We start from the raw sequence: 16,514 nt of genomic DNA, 5'->3' as shown, positions 1-16,514 counted from the left end.
GCCGCATCTCAGAACGCCACGCGGTCGCCGCCCTTGAGCGCCAGCATCTGCCGCGCCTCGGCCGGCGTCGCGACGTCCAGCGACAATCCGTCGAGCACGCTGCGGATGCGGCGCACCTGGTCGGCATTGGACTTGGCGAGTTGGCGCCCGTCGTAGAGGCTGTCCTCCAGCCCGACGCGGACATTGCCGCCCATCGCCGCCGCAATCGAGACCATCGGCATCTGGTGGCGTCCGGCGGCCAGCACCGAAAATTGGTAGCTATCGCCGAACAGTTTGTCGGCGATGCGCTTCATGTGGATCAGGTTTTCTGGATCGGCGCCGATGCCGCCAAGGATGCCCAAAACAAACTGGATGAACAAAGGTCCAGACACCAGCCGACGATCGCGAAAATGCGCCAGCGAATAGAGATGGCCGACATCGTAGCACTCGAATTCGAAGCGCGTGCCGCAACCGCGCCCGAGGTTCTCGAGCACCGTCTCCATGTCGGCAAAGGTGTTTTTGAAGATCGTGTCGCGGGTGGCCTCAAGCAGTTTCGGCTCCCATTCGTGCTGCCATTCCCGCGGCCGCTCGAGCATCGGGAACAGCGCAAAGTTCATCGAACCCATATTGAGCGAACACATTTCCGGCTCGGCCCTGAGCGGCGCGGCCAGCCGCTGGTCGAGCGTCATCAGCGACGATCCGCCGGTGGTGATGTTGATCACCGCATCGGTCGCCTGCTTGATGCGCGGCAGGAACTGCATGAACACCTCGGGGTCGGCGGTCGGCCGCCCATCCTTAGGGTCGCGGGCATGAAGATGCAGGATCGAAGCGCCCGCCTCGGCGGCGGCGATTGCGTCTGCGGCGATCTGGTCCGGCGTCACTGGCAGATGCGGCGACATCGACGGGGTGTGCACCGACCCGGTGACGGCGCAGGTGATGATGACTTTGCGCGGTGCCATGGTTCGTTCCTCAGCCTTCGACCGGCAGGTCGAGCTCGCCGGCCAGCACCTCGAGCGCGTCACCGATGATGGATATGATCTCGCCGATCTGCGCGGCGGTGACGATCATCGGCGGCGCGACCATGAAATTGTCGCCGTCGACACCGCCCTTGACCTTGCGTCCGTAGATGATCAGGCCGCGCTCATAGGCGAGGTCGAGCAGGCGCTGAGTGGCCTTTTTCGCCGGCTCGATCGGCCTCAGCGTGTCCGGATCGGCGACCATTTCGGCACCGGTGAGCAGGCCCTTGCCGCGGACGTCGGCGATGAACGGAAACCGCTTCGCCAATCCCTTCAGCTCGGCCATCAATAGCTCGCCCATGACAGCCGCGTTGGCGATCAGGCCGAGACGGTCCATCTCGCCGAGCACGGCGAGCCCGGCGACGCAGGCGAGCGGATTGCCGGCATAGGTATGGCCGTGCTGGAAGCCGCCCGACGCGAGCAATGGCTGCACCAGCCGCATCGGTGCCGCCAGCGCACCGAGCGGGGCATAGCCCGAGCCCAGCCCCTTCGACAGCGCGACGATGTCTGGCTTGCAGTTCCAGTGGTCGCCGCCAAGGAATTTTCCGGTGCGGCCGGCACCACTCATCACTTCGTCATGAATGAGCAGGATGCCGTAGCGATTGCAGATCTCGCGGATGCGCGGATAATAGCTGTCGGGCGCCACCAATGCAGCCGTGGCAGCGCCGCCGACCGGCTCCATAATGAAGGCGAGCACGCTCTGCGGTCCCTCGGCGAGGATCTTTTCCTCCAGCATGTCGGCGTAGCGGGTGCCGCGCTGTTCCATCGAAAGATTGTCGCGGTCGCGCCAGGCGGCAGGCGCCGGCACCGTCGGCATGAGCTGCATCATCGGCGCAAAAGTTTCGGCCAGCGCATCGTCGCCGGTGACGGCGAGCGCGCCAAGCGTGCCGCCATGATAGGACGGAAAGCGCGTGATCACCTTCCAGCGGCTGGGCTGGCCGGTGGCGACCGCCCATTGCCGCGCCAGCTTGACGCAGGATTCCGTCGCTTCAGAGCCGCCGGAGACGAAAAAGATGCGGTCCAGGCCCTCGGGGAGTTTGGCCGCCAGTTGCCGCGCGAGCTCCTCTGCCGGTTCGTTCTCGAAATGCAGGCGGTAGGCGAAGGTGGCGCGGTCCATCTGCCGTTTCATCGCGTCGAGCACGTTGCGATTGGAGTGGCCGATATTGGCGACCATCGGGCCGCTCGATCCGTCGATGAAGCGGCGGCCATCCTGCGTCCACATGTAGATGCCTTCGGCGCGGTCGATCAGCGGCCGGCGCAGGCTGGACAGATAGAACAGATGCGAGGCTTCGCGGGCTTCCGGGGCAGGGGACTTCAGCATGTCATGACTTTCCGAGATAACGAGGACATTTCTGGTAACACGCTCGACCATCGCATCCTGCCCTAGCAGGCCGGCAACCCATTCGCAGCTTCCGGCGTGAAACACCTCGCCTTTGCCGCGCCGGAAATTGACGATCATGCCGTTGCCGCGTTTGACCTTGTCGAGATTGGCATCGCTTGCCTCGCCGAACAGCGTTTCGGCGGTGAAGCGACCGTCCTCGTCGCCGAGGAACTGGTCCTCGAACGGAATGTCGGCGCTTTCCTCGACCTGGGCAGCCATGCCGACCGCGAGCACCTGCAGGCCGTCCGGTGCGCCGCTGTCGGGCGTGGGGTAGGGCAGGCCGCCGCGGATCTCGAAATCGAGCCCATCGACCTCATAGCCATAGACATGGCTGTCGGCGCCGAGCAGGTCGCCATAGTAGATGCCGGTACCGGCAAAGGCCCAATGCTCCGGCCGGTAGACCGGAAAGCCGCGCACACCGCGCGGCGCACAGCCGCCCCAGCCGGCATAGACGCCTCTTGTCGCGTTGAGGCCGAAGGTCGCCGCACCCGGCCGGCCGATTTCCGGCGCTTCCCAGGAATTGGTGGCGCGCCTTATATCGCCGCCGCGATAGGCCGGGTCCTCGGCGCGGGCGCGGTATTTGTAGCAGACCTGCCGGCGGCCTTCGTCCTCCAGCCTGGTCTGCCACATGAAGTTGCCGGCAAAGCGCGCCGCATGACCGCCGCGCTCGACATAGCTGTCGACCGCATCACGCATTTCCCAGGTCCAATATTCGTCGTGGCCGACGAAGACGACGCAGTCATAGCCGTCGAGAATGTCGGGCGAAAAATGCAGATCGTGCTGGCTGGCGAGATCGACGGCGTAGCCGGAACGCTCAGCGAAGCGGAAGAAATGGCTGTCGTAGCTTGCCCAGCCGGCTGAGGCGTATTTCTTCGAATGGCCGGTGGCAAAGGCCCATTCCATGTGCGGATAGCGCGGCACGGTTTTCGGCGGCACCGCAACTTCGAGCGGCACGCGCGGCGCATCCTTGGGCAGCACGACGAAGCCGCGGCACCAAGGCCGCTGCGTCGACACCATTCGTGCATACTGGTCGCGGGCCGGCCCGGTGATGCCTTCGTAATGGTTGGAACCGCCCCATGTGTTGTAGGCGAGCCAGGTGCCGGTGGCCGCGACCTGCAGCACGCGGCCGGGTTTCTTGCCGGGCTGCGGCGAGACGATGAAAAGGTGATGACAGCGGATCGGCTTGCCGTCGCGACCGTCCGCTTCAAGCGTGACGCGATAGGCGCCGGATGGCCAGTCGTCGCCGATGCGAAACTCGAACGACGCCTGCCAGCCGCAGCCTTCGACCGAACATTGATCCGGCGTATCTTGCCAGCGCGCCGCGATTCCGGTCCTTTCGAACATTGTCGTTTCCGCGCCGCCGTCGCGGATGATCGCGATGCCGAAACTGGTGGCCGTCGAACTGACATGCAGCGCCACCATCTCGCCGGGGCGATAGGAAAAACGGTCGCTGTAGCACCAGATTTCGCCACGCCCGCCATCCATACCGGGCCATTCCCAGTAATGGCTGCGCACCGCCTGGCGTCGCTGCTCCGGCGTCAGTCCGAAATCGGGAAACTCGGTCGGCAGATGGTTCATGGACACCGCTAAGGTCGAAGGCCGCCATTTCGGCCATCCGCCGGCCAAGCGTCAATTGGAAACGATCGGACCAGCCATTGCCGGGCTGCTCACTTGGCCTTGCCTGACAAACAGACTATCTCACAAAGGGCGGCGTTGTCCGCCACGGGAGTCGATATGCTGAGAGTGCAAAAGGTCAGGGTCAACGATATCTACGTGCCGACCGCGCGCAAGAAGACGCTGCATCCCGAGACCGTCCGCCATCTGGCCGAGGACATTCTGGAAAACGGCATGAAGATGCCGATCCAGGTGCGCCATGACGGCAAGCGCCATATCCTGGTCGAAGGGTTGCATCGGCTGGAAGCGGCCAAGTGGCTCGGCGAGACCGAGATCGACGCCTATCTGGTGCAAGCCAAGCGCCACTGAAGCCACTCAGTTCCTTCGTTCGAATCTCCGGTCCCGCGGATTTTTTCTCGCGGACCGTGTCGGCTTGCGTCTTGTTGGTTCGTCCTAGACACGAAAGCCAAAACCGACATGTGAGGGAACACCATGACCACCAAGCTGGACATCGCCCCCAACTCCGACCGCGAGCTGGTTCTCGCCCGCATCATCGATGCGCCGCGCGAGAACGTCTATCGCTGCTGGACCGAGCCGAACCTGTTGACGCAATGGTTCTCGCCGAAGCCGTGGACGACGCCGCGCGCCGAAATGGATGTGCGGACCGGTGGCTCCACCCTTGTCGTCATGGCCGATCCCGACGGCAAGGAGTTCCCGAATCCAGGCATCTTCCTCGAAGTCGTACCAGGCAAAAAGCTCGTCTTCACCGATGCCTATACCAAGGCGTGGGAGCCGTCCGAAAAGCCGTTCATGACGGTCGTGCTGACCTTCGACGACGAGGGCGAGGGCAAGACCCGCTACATCGCCCGGGTTGCGCATTGGTCGGTCGCCGACCGCGAACAGCACGAGAAAATGGGTTTTCACGACGGCTGGGGCCAGTGCGCCGAACAGCTCGAGGAGGTCGCCAAGCTACTTTGATGCACAAGCGACTTTGATGCAAACGAGAGAGGGAGACTGATATGTCCAGATCGATATTTTTTGCCATTTTCGCCTCGGCCGCCGCGCTCTTTGCCGCGCCGGGCACCATCAACGCAGAGGAGGCCAAGCCCGCCATGACGACCGCAACCGCAACACTGCCGAAGCCGCAAAAGTCCGGCCTGCTGCCGATCAACGGCCTGAACTATTATTACGCCGTCTATGGCAAGGGCGAGCCGTTGCTTCTGCTGCATGGCGGTCTCGGCACAACCGACATGTTCGCGCCGATCCTGCCGAAGCTTACCGAAAACCGCACCGTCATCGGGGTCGACCTGCAGGGCCATGGCCGCACCGCGCTCGGCGACCGGCCGCTCAGCTTGGAGGCGATGGGCGACGACATGGCGGCGATCGTCAAGGCGCTCGGCTACGACAAGGTCGACGTCATGGGATATTCGCTGGGTGGGGGCGTCGCCTTCCGCATGGCCGTGCAGCATCCCGACGTGGTGCGCCGGCTCGTCCTGGTCTCGACCGGCTACGCCGCGGACGGCTTCTATGCCGAGATGCGTGGCCAGCAGGCACAAGTCGGCGCGGCGATGGCCGACATGATGAAGGACACGCCGATGTACAAATCCTACGTCGCGGTCGCGCCGCATCCGGAGGATTTTCCGAAACTGCTCGACCAACTCGGCGCCTATATGCGCAAGGACTACGATTATTCTGCCGACGTGCCGAAGCTGAAAATGCCGGTCATGCTGGTGTTCGGCGACAGTGACATGTACCGGCCCGAGCACGAGATCAAGTTCTACCAGATGCTTGGCGGCGGGTTGAAGGACGCCGGCTGGATGCGCGAGAACCTGTCGCAAAACCGCCTGGCGATCCTGCCGAACCGCACGCACTATGACGTGTTCTTCGCGCCGGAACTGACAGCTGCCACGCTGCCGTTCCTCAATGGCGAGACCAAGGTCAAGACTTGGGATGAGGTCGTCAACGAAACGAACTGACGCTCAGTCAATTGTCTGCCGGCCGTCTCCCGCGAGATGGCCGGCATTTCGTTGATGAGGCCTTGGCTCGGCGCATCCAGCCGATCGCCCATCGGCCGGATCACAGCTTTAGATAACGCCATCAAAGCTTTTCAATTGACGGTGCCACGCCTATCGATAGGTATCGCCTATCCTCGCAGGAAGGGACATGGGCGATGGCAAGATATCAGGGCGGGTGTTTGTGCGGTGCGGTGCGCTACCATGCCGAGGCGACACCGATCAATGAGCGCGTCTGCCATTGCCGGCTCTGCCAGAAGGCACTGGGTGCCGCCTTCAACGCGCGCGTGCTGTTCCGCATCGACGATGTGACGGTCGACGGACCGGTGGCGACGGTGAATTCCTCGCCCGATCTCAAGCGTGGCTTTTGCCCGCGTTGCGGCACGACGATGTTTTCCCGGCGCGATTCCGCCGGCATCATCGGCATCACGACCGGCTCGCTCGATGATCCTTCGGTGTTCAGGCCTGAGATGCACATCTGGACCGCCTCGAAGCAGCCCTGGGTCCAGATCGACGACGGCCTGCCGCAATATGAAGGCGCGCCACCTCCGGCTTGAGGTGAAGTCGGGATAAAATTTAATCCAAAGCGACACGAGATAGCCGGCAAAGCGTCATTGGCGGGCCATCATTGCTGCCTATCTATTGCGTGCGGGCGGCAGTCGAGGAGGCGACGGAATGAACGACAGCATCAACACCCTGGACGAGCTCTTGAGTGATCCGATGATCAAGCTGGTGATGGAGCGCGACCGCGTGCAGCCGGCAGAACTTCGCACGCTGCTCGAGGAAAAGGTCCGCCGGGCGGACGATGATGTGGCGGTCAACGATCGTTTTGTACCGCCGGCCCACCTTATGGCCACCACCTGCCACAAGCTGTGGCTGTGCGGCTAGGGTCTTGAAGCGGTCAGCCGGAATTTGCCGGCAAATAGCTGTAATGACTGCGGAAATAAGCGAGCCTGAAGCCGAGCCGCGCATAGTTGCGATACGCCGGCCCGTCGCGTTCGGCGTGCGGCGCCTCGATGTCGGACACGAACAGTTTTGCACCGGCCGCAAGTCCGTCGCGCACCATCGCTTCGCCGAGCATTGCATCGAGGTCGAAGCTCGGCGCCATGATGCCGGGCACCGGCGCGTCGATGCCGCTCCAGGCCATGCCGTCGGCACCGATGAACATCGAGCGCACCGCCGCCACCGCGCCGTCCCGCCGCAGCATGTAATGATGCCAGCCGCGTCGGCCGGCCAGCGCCCGCAACCACGGTGAGGTCGGCAACCGATATTGGCTGTCGATGAACCCAGCCCATTCCCTTGCCGTTGCCAACGTTACCCGCTCGACCGAGACACCCTTCGACGGGAAAAGCGGCTCCGTTGGCAATGGCGTGGCATCGCGAAAGATGCGTTCCCAGCCGCCCTGACGCTGCAGGCCGCGTGCCTCGAGCCAGCAGCTGAGCGTCGCGGGCTCGGTATGCGGATTGGTGTAGAACCAGGGCCGCAGAATACCGGCCTCGCGATAATGCGCCAGAAGCGCGTCGAGCCGGCTCTCGGTGGCAGCGCTATCGACACCGAGATTCTTGACGCAGTTGAAATGGATGAACGGGATCGTCGTGCAGGTGGTCCAGACGAGATCGCCATCTTCGGCGATGGCAAGGCCTTGCCTTGCGGCAAAGTCTGCCGGGGCGGCGCGATAGAGATCGAGCCAGGCATTGACCTCGGCGCGTTCGATAACGCGGCTGAGATCGCCAGATATCTCGTCGATCCCGATGGCGGGCGAGCGTGGCTCGGGTGGGGCTACGGGCTGAAATTCTGACAGGGCGGCGGGCTGCATGACTTCCTCCCAAGTATGGCCTTACACCGTAAGATTAGTGGAGACTAATCTCATGTCGTGAGTTGTCAAGCGGGATTGCGAGGCAGCCATGTGGCCGAACGTTGGGGGAAAGCGCACCCCGTCCGGGCGAACGTGCCGATGCAAACCCCTAACAATTCGATTCAAACTTTGTTGGTAGTTTCTTGTTAGGAATCCAGCTTGGTTTGTCCGGCGGCGTTGTCCTGCCTTCGGTCTGTTGTGTTTTGCGTACAGGTCCAGATGCGTATATCCGGCGTCGTCATCTTTTCGATCGCAGCGCTGTGCCTTGCCGGCTGTACGTCGACCTCCGGCGTCGATGCGCTGCAAGTGCCGTCCAGCGAGACCACCAGCTCGGTTGTGCGGCCACCCGCGCCGGTGGCGTCCGTGGCGAAAACTGATGCTGCGCCCGCTTTTGCCGAACAGGAGCAGGACGAACAGCCGGTCGCGATGGACGTACCCGATCAGGACGTCGAACCGCCGGCCGAGGTCATCGCGCTGATGTCGCCGCCGAAGCGGCTGACACGCGCAGCACCGGCGATGCTTGCCGAGCCTGTCACGCGCTATGGTTTTCGCGACGCCAAGCCGATCAATTTCGGTAAGTCCTCGTCGCCGAGGCGCCTTGCCGTCCATGGCGTCGACGTTTCACGCTGGCAGGGCAATGTGAACTGGCAAAAGCTGCGCGCCCAGGGCGCCAACTTCGCCTACATCAAGGCGACCGACGGCGGCGATCATCTCGACCCGATGTTTACCAGGAACTGGCGCAATGCCGACGCTGCCGGCCTGAAGCGCGGCGCCTATCACTTCTTCTACTGGTGCCGCACCGCCGGCGAGCAGGCCGACTGGTTCATCCGCAACGTGCCGAGGGTCGAGGGCGCGCTGCCGCCGGTGATCGACGTCGAGTGGAACGGCGAATCCAGCTGCAAGCGCCGCCCGTCGCGGCAAAAGGTGCTGGAAAAGATGCAGGTGTTCATGGACAAGCTCGAGCGCCGCTACGGCCAGCGGCCGATCATCTACACCGCGCCCGACTTCTACCGCGACAATCTGCGCGGCGCCTTCCCCGATTATCCATTCTGGCTGCGCGCCGTGGCCGCGCATCCGTCAAAGGTTTATCCCGGCCGCAAATGGCTGTTCTGGCAATATTCCGGCTCCGGCCTGTCGCACGGGGTGAGGGGCCGCATCGACCTCAACGTGTTCCATGGCGATGAGCGGGCATGGCGCGACTGGGTCGGTGGACGGCAGATGGTGGCCGAGGCCGAGTAGCGCTTCGCGGGTGTTAGCTGTTAGCCTTCGCCATTCTCGGGCGGTCCGAACACGAAATGTTTGTGCAATGGCGCCAACCACACCTAGGTTAAGACCGGCCGTATCTACCTGTCGCTGCAAAAGGTTACGCCTCGCCCTCCGCTTAGGCGCGATGAACATTTGATATCGCTATGCTATCCAGCCAGGACAAATGGTCGATACAACGAAGCTGAGATGTTCGATACTAGCGAGTTGATAAAGTAATCAGCCTGTCCTAAGAGGGTGGAGGACGGGAGGGAAATAATGCCTATAAAGCGAGTACACGAGTTTCGAGATCCGTTACACAACTTCATAGAGCTCGATCGACAGCAGCGTGCATTGGTGGATTCGATCCCATTTCAGAGGCTGCGCCATATCCACCAACTTGCTCTTACTTCATTCGTATATCCAGGAGCTACCCACAAGCGCTTCGACCATTCAATCGGTGTGATGCATTTGGCTCAAAAGGTTTTTGACGTCCTTGTTGATCCAGCAAATATACATCCAACCGTTGAGCACATAATACCCGATCGACAAAATCTTGCCTATTGGCGTTCTGTACTCTCTCTTTCTGCGTTGGCGCATGATCTCGGCCACTTGCCCTTCTCTCACGCTGCAGAGAAAAAGCTTTTGCCTCATGGCGAAGATCACGAAAACCTGACTTTGGATCTCATCTCAAGTGATCTTATGGCAGGCGTATGGGATATGGGTCACCGGGTTCATGTGAGGGATGTTCAAAAACTCGCTGTTGGGCAAAAGAAGTTAAAAAATGAAAATTTTACAACCTGGGAATCGATTCTGTCAGAAGTAATAACTGGAGATTCGTTTGGTGTTGATAGGATGGATTACCTTCTTCGGGACTCATACTATGCGGGAGTTAATTACGGCAAATTTGACCACGCCAAGCTTATCTCGTCTCTCCGAATATTGCCAGAGTCCATGGGAAACGGCGGAAGTACAGAGCCATTGCTAGGTGTGGAGTTCAATGGATTGCATTCGGCAGAGGCGCTTCTTTTAGCTCGCTATTTCATGTATGAACAGGTATATTTTCACCCGATTCGCCGGATATATGATCTTCATCTGATTGATTACATGGTAAGCCACTACGGTGCGAACGGCTATCGTAAAGACGTTGCGTTCCACCTCTCTCAAACAGACAATGAGGTGATGTCATCGATTCGGGCGGCGTTTGGAAATTTCGATGCTCCCGGTCATGATTCAGCACAGGCAATTCTTCGACGAGGGCATTTTAGGTCCGTCTACAGCTACAACCCGACAGATCAGGAAATCCTTCAAAGCGCTATTGAAAGTGGGAGTTTAGAGCCTGATATCAACAAGCCGCTAAATTCTCCTGCGTATCAGCTTGGAAAGATACTATCGAAGAATTTTGGGGAGGCTAATATCAAAACGGATTTCTATATCCAGGGGTCATCGCCGGCATTGTTCCCGGTGCTTATGCCTGATGGCCGCGTAGAATCTTCCGTGTCTGTGTCTCCGATCCTCGCCAATTTTCCTCTTATGACCGTTGATTCAATTTACGCTTCTCCAACTATCGCTGGCGACGTCCGTGCTTGGATTGCCCAAGAACGCCACGCCGTTCTCACTGGGGCCGTGAAATGACTACTACTAAGGAAATGGTCCTTGTTGGTGGCGTCGTTAAGGCGCTGAGAGATCGCCACAGCTGGACAGGTGAAACGCATATACAGAAAGCTATTTTTATAGCGAAAGTAGTGAAGCATGTTCCCTTCGAAAGTGAGTTCGTGCTTTATAAGCATGGCCCTTTCTCATTTGATCTGAGCAAGAGTATTGTTCATATGCGAAGCCGGGGTCTGCTAGTGACGGAGGTGAACCCTGGGTATGGGCCTTCCTTTAGTGTCAATGAAACGCTTTGGCGTGCTCTTGACAGGACGGCATCTAATATTTTTGCGCAGTATGAGGCTTCTGTTTCCAAGATATGCGAAATTTTGGCTCCTAAAAACGTTGCCGAACTTGAGAGGATAGCTACTGCAATTTACGTTTCGGAGCTTTTACCGAATTCCTCAAAGGAAGACAAAATTGGAGAACTTGTTCGGTTGAAGCCTCATATACTTCCAGATCTAGCTAAGAAAGCTTTTGAAGAGGCGAACCTCTTCCAATAAAAAAGCGTGGCCAATAGAGCTACTGACGACGCTTTAATTGCTATCGAAAGAGCTATCCTCAGCCCCCCTAGTCATCCCGATCCGAGTCACGCCAACGGATGTGGAGGAGCAGGCGGAGTTCGCCGATCCTTTGTGGGCGACCGCAATTCTTCCTCCACCCCCAGGATAACTTCTTCGATCCGGAGTGCGAGGTTGTGTCCAATAGCCACGTATCGAGCATCCTCAACTGACCAGAAAAGCTGAGAGTCGAGCAGTGACAGCACGACCAGATTATCTATCTCTGGATAGCTTTGCTTGATTAAAGAGAGGGCTCCAATCGTCAATCTCGTTGATAGAGGAGGCTTCTTTGTATTCCAGAGGTGAACCGCACATCTTTTACCGTCTATCACTGTCCCAAAATCCGCCGTGAAGCTGAGTTTGAAGACGTCGTTTGGGCTAGTGTAAATGTGGCTCTTAACTTCAAAAAGTTTTGCGGGATGAGAAGCACGCCAATTCAAGAGGGTTGCGAGGCCCGCCTGGACGGAAGTTCGTTCTGGCAGTTTTGTTATGCGACCTACGGATTCGAGCACGCTCTCTATGCTCTCGCCCTTCGCGAACAATCGACTAGAGTGAAGGCGTAGTGAGCGATGAAAGTCATAGGGAGCGTCGCTCGGAGAGAGCCTTTTTCGCAACTCCGTGCGCTGAGGCTTCGTATTGAGAGAGATCAATTTTAGATAAGCTGAGGTTCCAAATTTAGGCATTTTCTATGTCCCATGTTGCCTTAGCTACCTCGACTCTAAGTCCCGACTCCCCATATGATAACCTTGCTACAGGAGAGGTCGTCAGGTCTCTTTGTCCCGCGTTGGCTTCGGCTTATTCGCGGCATCCAAGGCCGACCCGGGAGGGTCGGCCTTGGTGTTTCCAGAGGATGTCACATAAAGACATCCTTATGCGTCGTACCCTTTTTGTTCCTCTTGCCATTTCGGCCCGATCTTGCGACCGGGCCGATCATGTTACGTTTTAGCGCTGCAGATTTTCTCAGCTACATCCGCTCGTAGCCCCGCAAGTATCACACTTCTCGCAAGTCCCGTTCCGCACCATCGTGAAATTATGGCATTCCGAGCATTCGTTGCCGGTGTAGCCCTGCATCAATGATTGCTGTCGCCGGTTGGCGGCAAGTGCTTTTGCCTCGGCTGCTTCCTTCGCGGCTTCGTCGGTGAACAGTTCCGTTGGGTCGGAGGCTTCCGCGTAGACGATGTCCTCGACCAGTTCCCTGGCGCGCTCCTCGTAGTCGCGCTTGTAGGCGACGGCCTCGTCACTGGCCGGCTTCAGCGTCAGCACGTTGGAGCCGGAGAAGGCGGTCGGGGCGGTACGGGCCGGAGTTCCGGAGCCCGAACCAGCAAAGCCCTTGGGCTCGGCACTCATGCCCGACACCAGCTTGACCGGCGAGGCGCCGCGGGTCAGCCCCTTGGAGAAGGGCGTCGCCTTGCCTTCGTTGATGCCGCGCCCGAGTGCGGTCTTGTCGAAGTCCGACTGGTCGACATGGGCGAGGTCGTGGCGGCCGAGATAGGAGACGGCGAGTTCGCGGAAGACATAGTCAAGGATCGACGTGGCGTTCTTGATGGCGTCGTTACCCTGCACCATGCCAGCCGGCTCGAATTTGGTGAAGGTGAAGGCTTCGACGAATTCCTCGAGCGGCACGCCATATTGCAGGCCGAGCGAGATCGCGATGGCGAAGTTGTTCATCATCGCCCGGAAGGCGGCACCTTCCTTGTGCATGTCGATGAAGATCTCGCCGAGGCGGCCGTCATCGAATTCGCCGGTCCTGAGATAGACCTTGTGGCCGCCGACGACCGCCTTCTGGGTATAGCCCTTGCGGCGGTTCGGCAGTTTCTCGCGGTCGCGGTAGAGACGCTCGACGACGCGCTCGACGATCTTCTCGGTCACCTGCACGGCGCGCTGCGCGGCCGGTGCCGCGATCAGCTGCTCGACCGCTTCGTCCTCGTCCTCCTCGCCGTCGGCGAGCAGCGAGGCGTTGAGCGGCTGCGACAGCTTCGAGCCGTCGCGATAGAGCGCGTTGGCCTTCAGCGCCAGCTTCCACGACAGCATGTAGGCGCCCTTGGCGTCTTCCACCGTCGCGTCGTTCGGCATGTTGATGGTCTTGGAAATGGCGCCGGAAATGAAGGGCTGTGCCGCTGCCATCATCATGATGTGGCTGTTGATCGACAGCGAACGCTTGCCGATCTTGCCGCACGGGCTGGCGCAGTCGAACACAGGCAGGTGTTCGGCCTTCAGGAACGGCGCGCCTTCCAGCGTCATCGCTCCGCAGACATGGATGTTGGCGGCCTCGATGTCCTTCTTCGAGAAACCCAGCGCCGGCAGCATTTCGAACGAGAAATCATTGAGCTGCTCGTCGGTGAAGCCGAACGTCTCCTTCACCCAGTCGGCGCCCAGCGTCCATTGGTTGAAGACGAATTTGATGTCGAAGGCCGACTTCAATGCCGCATTGAGTGCGGCGATCTTTTCGTCGGTAAAGCCTTTTGCCTTGAGCGACCCGGGATTGATGCCCGGCGCCTGGTTGAGATTGCCGTGGCCGACGGCATAGGCCTCGATCTCGGCGATCTGGGCCTCGGAATAGCCGAGGGTGCGCAGCGCTTCGGGCACGGCGCGGTTGATGATCTTGAAATAGCCGCCGCCGGCCAGCTTCTTGAATTTCACCAGCGCGAAGTCGGGCTCGATACCGGTGGTGTCGCAATCCATCACCAGGCCGATCGTGCCGGTCGGTGCGATCACCGTTGCCTGCGCGTTGCGGTAGCCATGCTCCTCGCCAAGCTCGATGGCGCGGTCCCAGGCGGCCTTGGCATGGTCGGCAAGCTCCTGCTGCTTGAGATCCGAGGCGACCAGCGGCACCGGGTTGACGGCAAGCTTCTCGTAGCCGTCCCTTTCGCCGTAGGCCGCGCGGCGGTGATTGCGCATGACACGCAGCATGTTCTGCGCATTGCGGTCGTAGTCGGGGAAGGCGCCGAGCTCGGCGGCCATTTCAGCCGAAGTGGCATAGGCGGTGCCGGTCATGATCGCGGTGAGGGCGGCGCAAATGGCGCGGCCCTCGTCGGAATCGTAAGGAATGCCCGAGGTCATCAGCAGGCCGCCGATGTTGGCGTAGCCGAGGCCGAGCGTGCGGTACTCGTAGGAAAGCTTGGCGATCTCCTTCGACGGGAACTGCGCCATCATGACGGAGATTTCCAGCACCATGGTCCACAGCCGCACCGTGTGCTCGTAGGCAGCGATGTCGATGGTGCCGTCGGCGTTGCGATAGGGCAGTAGGTTGATCGACGCCAGATTGCAGGCAGTGTCGTCGAGGAACATGTATTCCGAGCACGGGTTGGACGCCCGGATCGCACCGGCCGAGGCGCAGGTGTGCCAGTCGTTCATCGTCGTGTTGAAATGCAGGCCCGGATCGGCCGACGCCCAGGCGGCGTAGCCGATCTTTTCCCAGAGATCGCGCGCCTTCAGCGTCTTCAGCACCTTGCCGTCCTTGCGGGCGGTGAGATGCCAGTCGCCGTCCTGCTCGACGGCGCGCAGGAAATCGTCCTTCAGCGACACCGAATTGTTGGAGTTCTGGCCGGAAACGGTGAGATAGGCGTCCGAATCCCAGTCGGTGTCGTAGGTCTTGAACGACATCGAGGTGTAGCCCTGCTTGGCGAACTGGATGACGCGGTAGATGTAGTTCTCCGGCACCGCGTCCTTCTTGGCCGCCTTGATCTCGCGCTTCAGCGCGGTGTTGACCGCCGGGTCGAAGCAATCGTCGCCATTGCCTTCGCAGTTGATGCAGGCCTTCATGATCGCTTCGAGATGCTTCTTGACGATCCTCGAGCCGGTGACCAGCGAGGCGACCTTCTGCTCCTCGTTGACCTTCCAGTCGATGAATTCCTCGATATCGGGATGGTCGGCGTCGACGATGACCATTTTCGCCGCGCGGCGCGTCGTGCCGCCCGATTTGATTGCGCCCGCCGCGCGGTCGCCGATCTTGAGGAAGCTCATCAGCCCCGACGAGCGGCCGCCGCCCGACAGCTTTTCGCCTTCGCCGCGCAGGAACGAGAAGTTCGAGCCGGTGCCGGAGCCATATTTGAACAGGCGCGCCTCACGCACCCACAAATCCATGATGCCGCCCTCGTTGACGAGATCGTCCTGCACGCCCTGAATGAAGCAGGCATGCGGCTGCGGATGCTCGTAGGAAGACTTCGACTTGGTCAGCTTGCCGGTGAACGGGTCGACATAGAAATGGCCCTGGCTCGGACCGTCGATGCCATAGGCCCAGTGCAGGCCGGTGTTGAACCATTGCGGCGAATTCGGCGCGACGCGCTGGGTGGCCAGCATATAGGCGAGCTCGTCGCGGAAGGCGCGCGCGTCTTCCTCCGACTTGAAGTAGCCGCCCTTCCAGCCCCAATAGGTCCAGGTGCCGGCAAGCCGGTCGAAGACCTGGCGGGCGTCGGTCTCGGAACCATAGCGCTCGGCTTCCGGCAGCTTGGCCAGTTCAGCCTCGTCGGCGACCGAACGCCACAGGAAGGAGGGGACCTGCTTCTCCTCGACCTTCTTCAGCCGTGCGGGCACGCCCGCCTTGCGGAAATATTTCTGCGCCAGGATATCGGCGGCAACCTGGGAGAACTGGGCCGGCACGTCGATGTTGTCCAAGCGGAACACCACCGACCCATCCGGATTCTTGATCTCGGAAAGCGCCTTGCGGAATTCGATCTCCGCGTAAGCTGATTGTCCTGGCTTGGTGAAACGACGCTCGATGCGCATTGGTCCGGTCCCTTTTGTCTACATATAGCGCTTTTCCCAGAGGATTTCTGCCCTCTTGACGAAACGCGCATGCCCGCCGTCTGCCGGCGTTCGAAACCGCCGGCTCTCATCGTCACAGTCTCCGCCGCCCTGCCGGTCGGACCTCTTGCGAGGCCGCTGTCCAACATGCTCACGGACCCTGTGGGTCCCTCAAAACTGAAAACTTTTTGTAACGCCCTCGGTCGAGGGAAATTCACATTATCTAGCGTCGAACCTACCTGCAAACACTAAATATAGTATTAACAGACAATTTATTCAAGTCCGACAATCCTCCCCTTTCGCCCCCAAGGCTTCAAAATCCCACGCCTCCGCCGGCCTCGTAAACAGGCGGGAATGCGGATCAAAACGCACATATTCCGGGAAAAAGACCGGCCTCGAAACTTTTCCGGTCGCACTCTCAACAGGAGCGCATGGCCTATAAAAGGCGACTCGTTTTGCGCC

At 60.2% G+C, this 16,514-nt stretch carries 12 protein-coding genes and 1 pseudogene; 8 read left to right on the top strand and 5 right to left on the bottom strand.

Annotated features, from left to right (window positions below; all coding sequences use genetic code 11):
- Nucleotides 1-8: 8 nt before the first annotated feature.
- The 3 genes and pseudogenes from kce to NKH17_RS11975 all read right to left on the bottom strand — a co-directional run.
- The gene (kce, locus tag NKH17_RS11985; RefSeq protein ID WP_352477387.1) at nt 9-938 is read right to left on the bottom strand and encodes a 3,5-dioxohexanoate:acetyl-CoA acetone transferase; all 930 of its coding nucleotides are present in this window, start codon (nt 936-938) and stop codon (nt 9-11) included.
- A 10-nt stretch (nt 939-948) separates the two neighbouring features.
- Complete coding sequence (locus NKH17_RS11980; protein WP_352805938.1) at nt 949-2,316, bottom strand: aminotransferase family protein; 1,368 nt, start codon at nt 2,314-2,316, stop codon at nt 949-951.
- Nucleotides 2,317-2,337: 21 nt separating this feature from the next.
- A pseudogene (locus NKH17_RS11975) lies at nt 2,338-3,954 on the bottom strand (N,N-dimethylformamidase beta subunit family domain-containing protein); the annotation flags it as partial.
- Nucleotides 3,955-4,110: 156 nt separating this feature from the next.
- On the opposite strand from NKH17_RS11975, the gene NKH17_RS11970 reads away from it, so the two are divergent.
- From NKH17_RS11970 to NKH17_RS11950, 5 genes are all read left to right on the top strand, one after another.
- Nucleotides 4,111-4,359 carry a ParB N-terminal domain-containing protein gene (locus tag NKH17_RS11970; RefSeq protein ID WP_023674751.1) on the top strand — a complete coding sequence of 83 codons (249 nt, stop codon included), beginning with the start codon at nt 4,111-4,113 and terminating at the stop codon, nt 4,357-4,359.
- 123 nt (nt 4,360-4,482) lie between these two features.
- Nucleotides 4,483-4,968, top strand: coding sequence for an SRPBCC family protein (locus tag NKH17_RS11965; RefSeq protein ID WP_352477390.1), 486 nt, complete (start codon nt 4,483-4,485; stop codon nt 4,966-4,968).
- 41 nt (nt 4,969-5,009) lie between these two features.
- Nucleotides 5,010-5,966: an alpha/beta fold hydrolase gene (locus tag NKH17_RS11960; RefSeq protein ID WP_352805933.1), complete on the top strand. Its 957-nt coding sequence runs from the start codon at nt 5,010-5,012 to the stop codon at nt 5,964-5,966.
- Between the two features lie 194 nt (nt 5,967-6,160).
- Nucleotides 6,161-6,559: a GFA family protein gene (locus NKH17_RS11955; RefSeq protein WP_254817677.1), complete on the top strand. Its 399-nt coding sequence runs from the start codon at nt 6,161-6,163 to the stop codon at nt 6,557-6,559.
- A gap of 118 nt (nt 6,560-6,677) precedes the next feature.
- Nucleotides 6,678-6,890, top strand: a complete 213-nt coding sequence (locus tag NKH17_RS11950; protein WP_023717422.1) for a hypothetical protein — start codon at nt 6,678-6,680, stop codon at nt 6,888-6,890.
- A 13-nt stretch (nt 6,891-6,903) separates the two neighbouring features.
- On the opposite strand, the gene NKH17_RS11945 is transcribed toward NKH17_RS11950, so the two are convergent.
- Nucleotides 6,904-7,818 (bottom strand): hypothetical protein, encoded by a 915-nt coding sequence (locus NKH17_RS11945; RefSeq protein WP_352896693.1) that lies wholly within the window; start codon nt 7,816-7,818, stop codon nt 6,904-6,906.
- Between the two features lie 258 nt (nt 7,819-8,076).
- On the opposite strand from NKH17_RS11945, the gene NKH17_RS11940 reads away from it, so the two are divergent.
- The 3 genes from NKH17_RS11940 to NKH17_RS11930 all read left to right on the top strand — a co-directional run bounded on the left by NKH17_RS11940 (nt 8,077) and on the right by NKH17_RS11930 (nt 11,252).
- Nucleotides 8,077-9,096: a GH25 family lysozyme gene (locus NKH17_RS11940; protein ID WP_352896695.1), complete on the top strand. Its 1,020-nt coding sequence runs from the start codon at nt 8,077-8,079 to the stop codon at nt 9,094-9,096.
- 282 nt (nt 9,097-9,378) lie between these two features.
- Nucleotides 9,379-10,734 (top strand): HD domain-containing protein, encoded by a 1,356-nt coding sequence (locus NKH17_RS11935; RefSeq protein ID WP_352896697.1) that lies wholly within the window; start codon nt 9,379-9,381, stop codon nt 10,732-10,734.
- On the top strand, nt 10,731-11,252 hold the full coding sequence (locus tag NKH17_RS11930) for a hypothetical protein (RefSeq protein ID WP_352896698.1): 522 nt from the start codon (nt 10,731-10,733) through the stop codon (nt 11,250-11,252). The genes NKH17_RS11935 and NKH17_RS11930 overlap by 4 nt, the downstream gene beginning before the upstream one ends.
- A gap of 1,017 nt (nt 11,253-12,269) precedes the next feature.
- Here the strand turns inward: NKH17_RS11930 and NKH17_RS11925 are convergent.
- Nucleotides 12,270-16,034, bottom strand: coding sequence for a vitamin B12-dependent ribonucleotide reductase (locus tag NKH17_RS11925; protein WP_352896699.1), 3,765 nt, complete (start codon nt 16,032-16,034; stop codon nt 12,270-12,272).
- Between the last annotated feature and the right edge of the window lie 480 nt (nt 16,035-16,514).

Origin of the sequence: Mesorhizobium sp. M1334, from assembly GCF_040317995.1 — a bacterium.
GTDB lineage: Bacteria > Pseudomonadota > Alphaproteobacteria > Rhizobiales > Rhizobiaceae > Mesorhizobium.
This window is presented reverse-complemented; position numbering and strand designations above follow the sequence as displayed.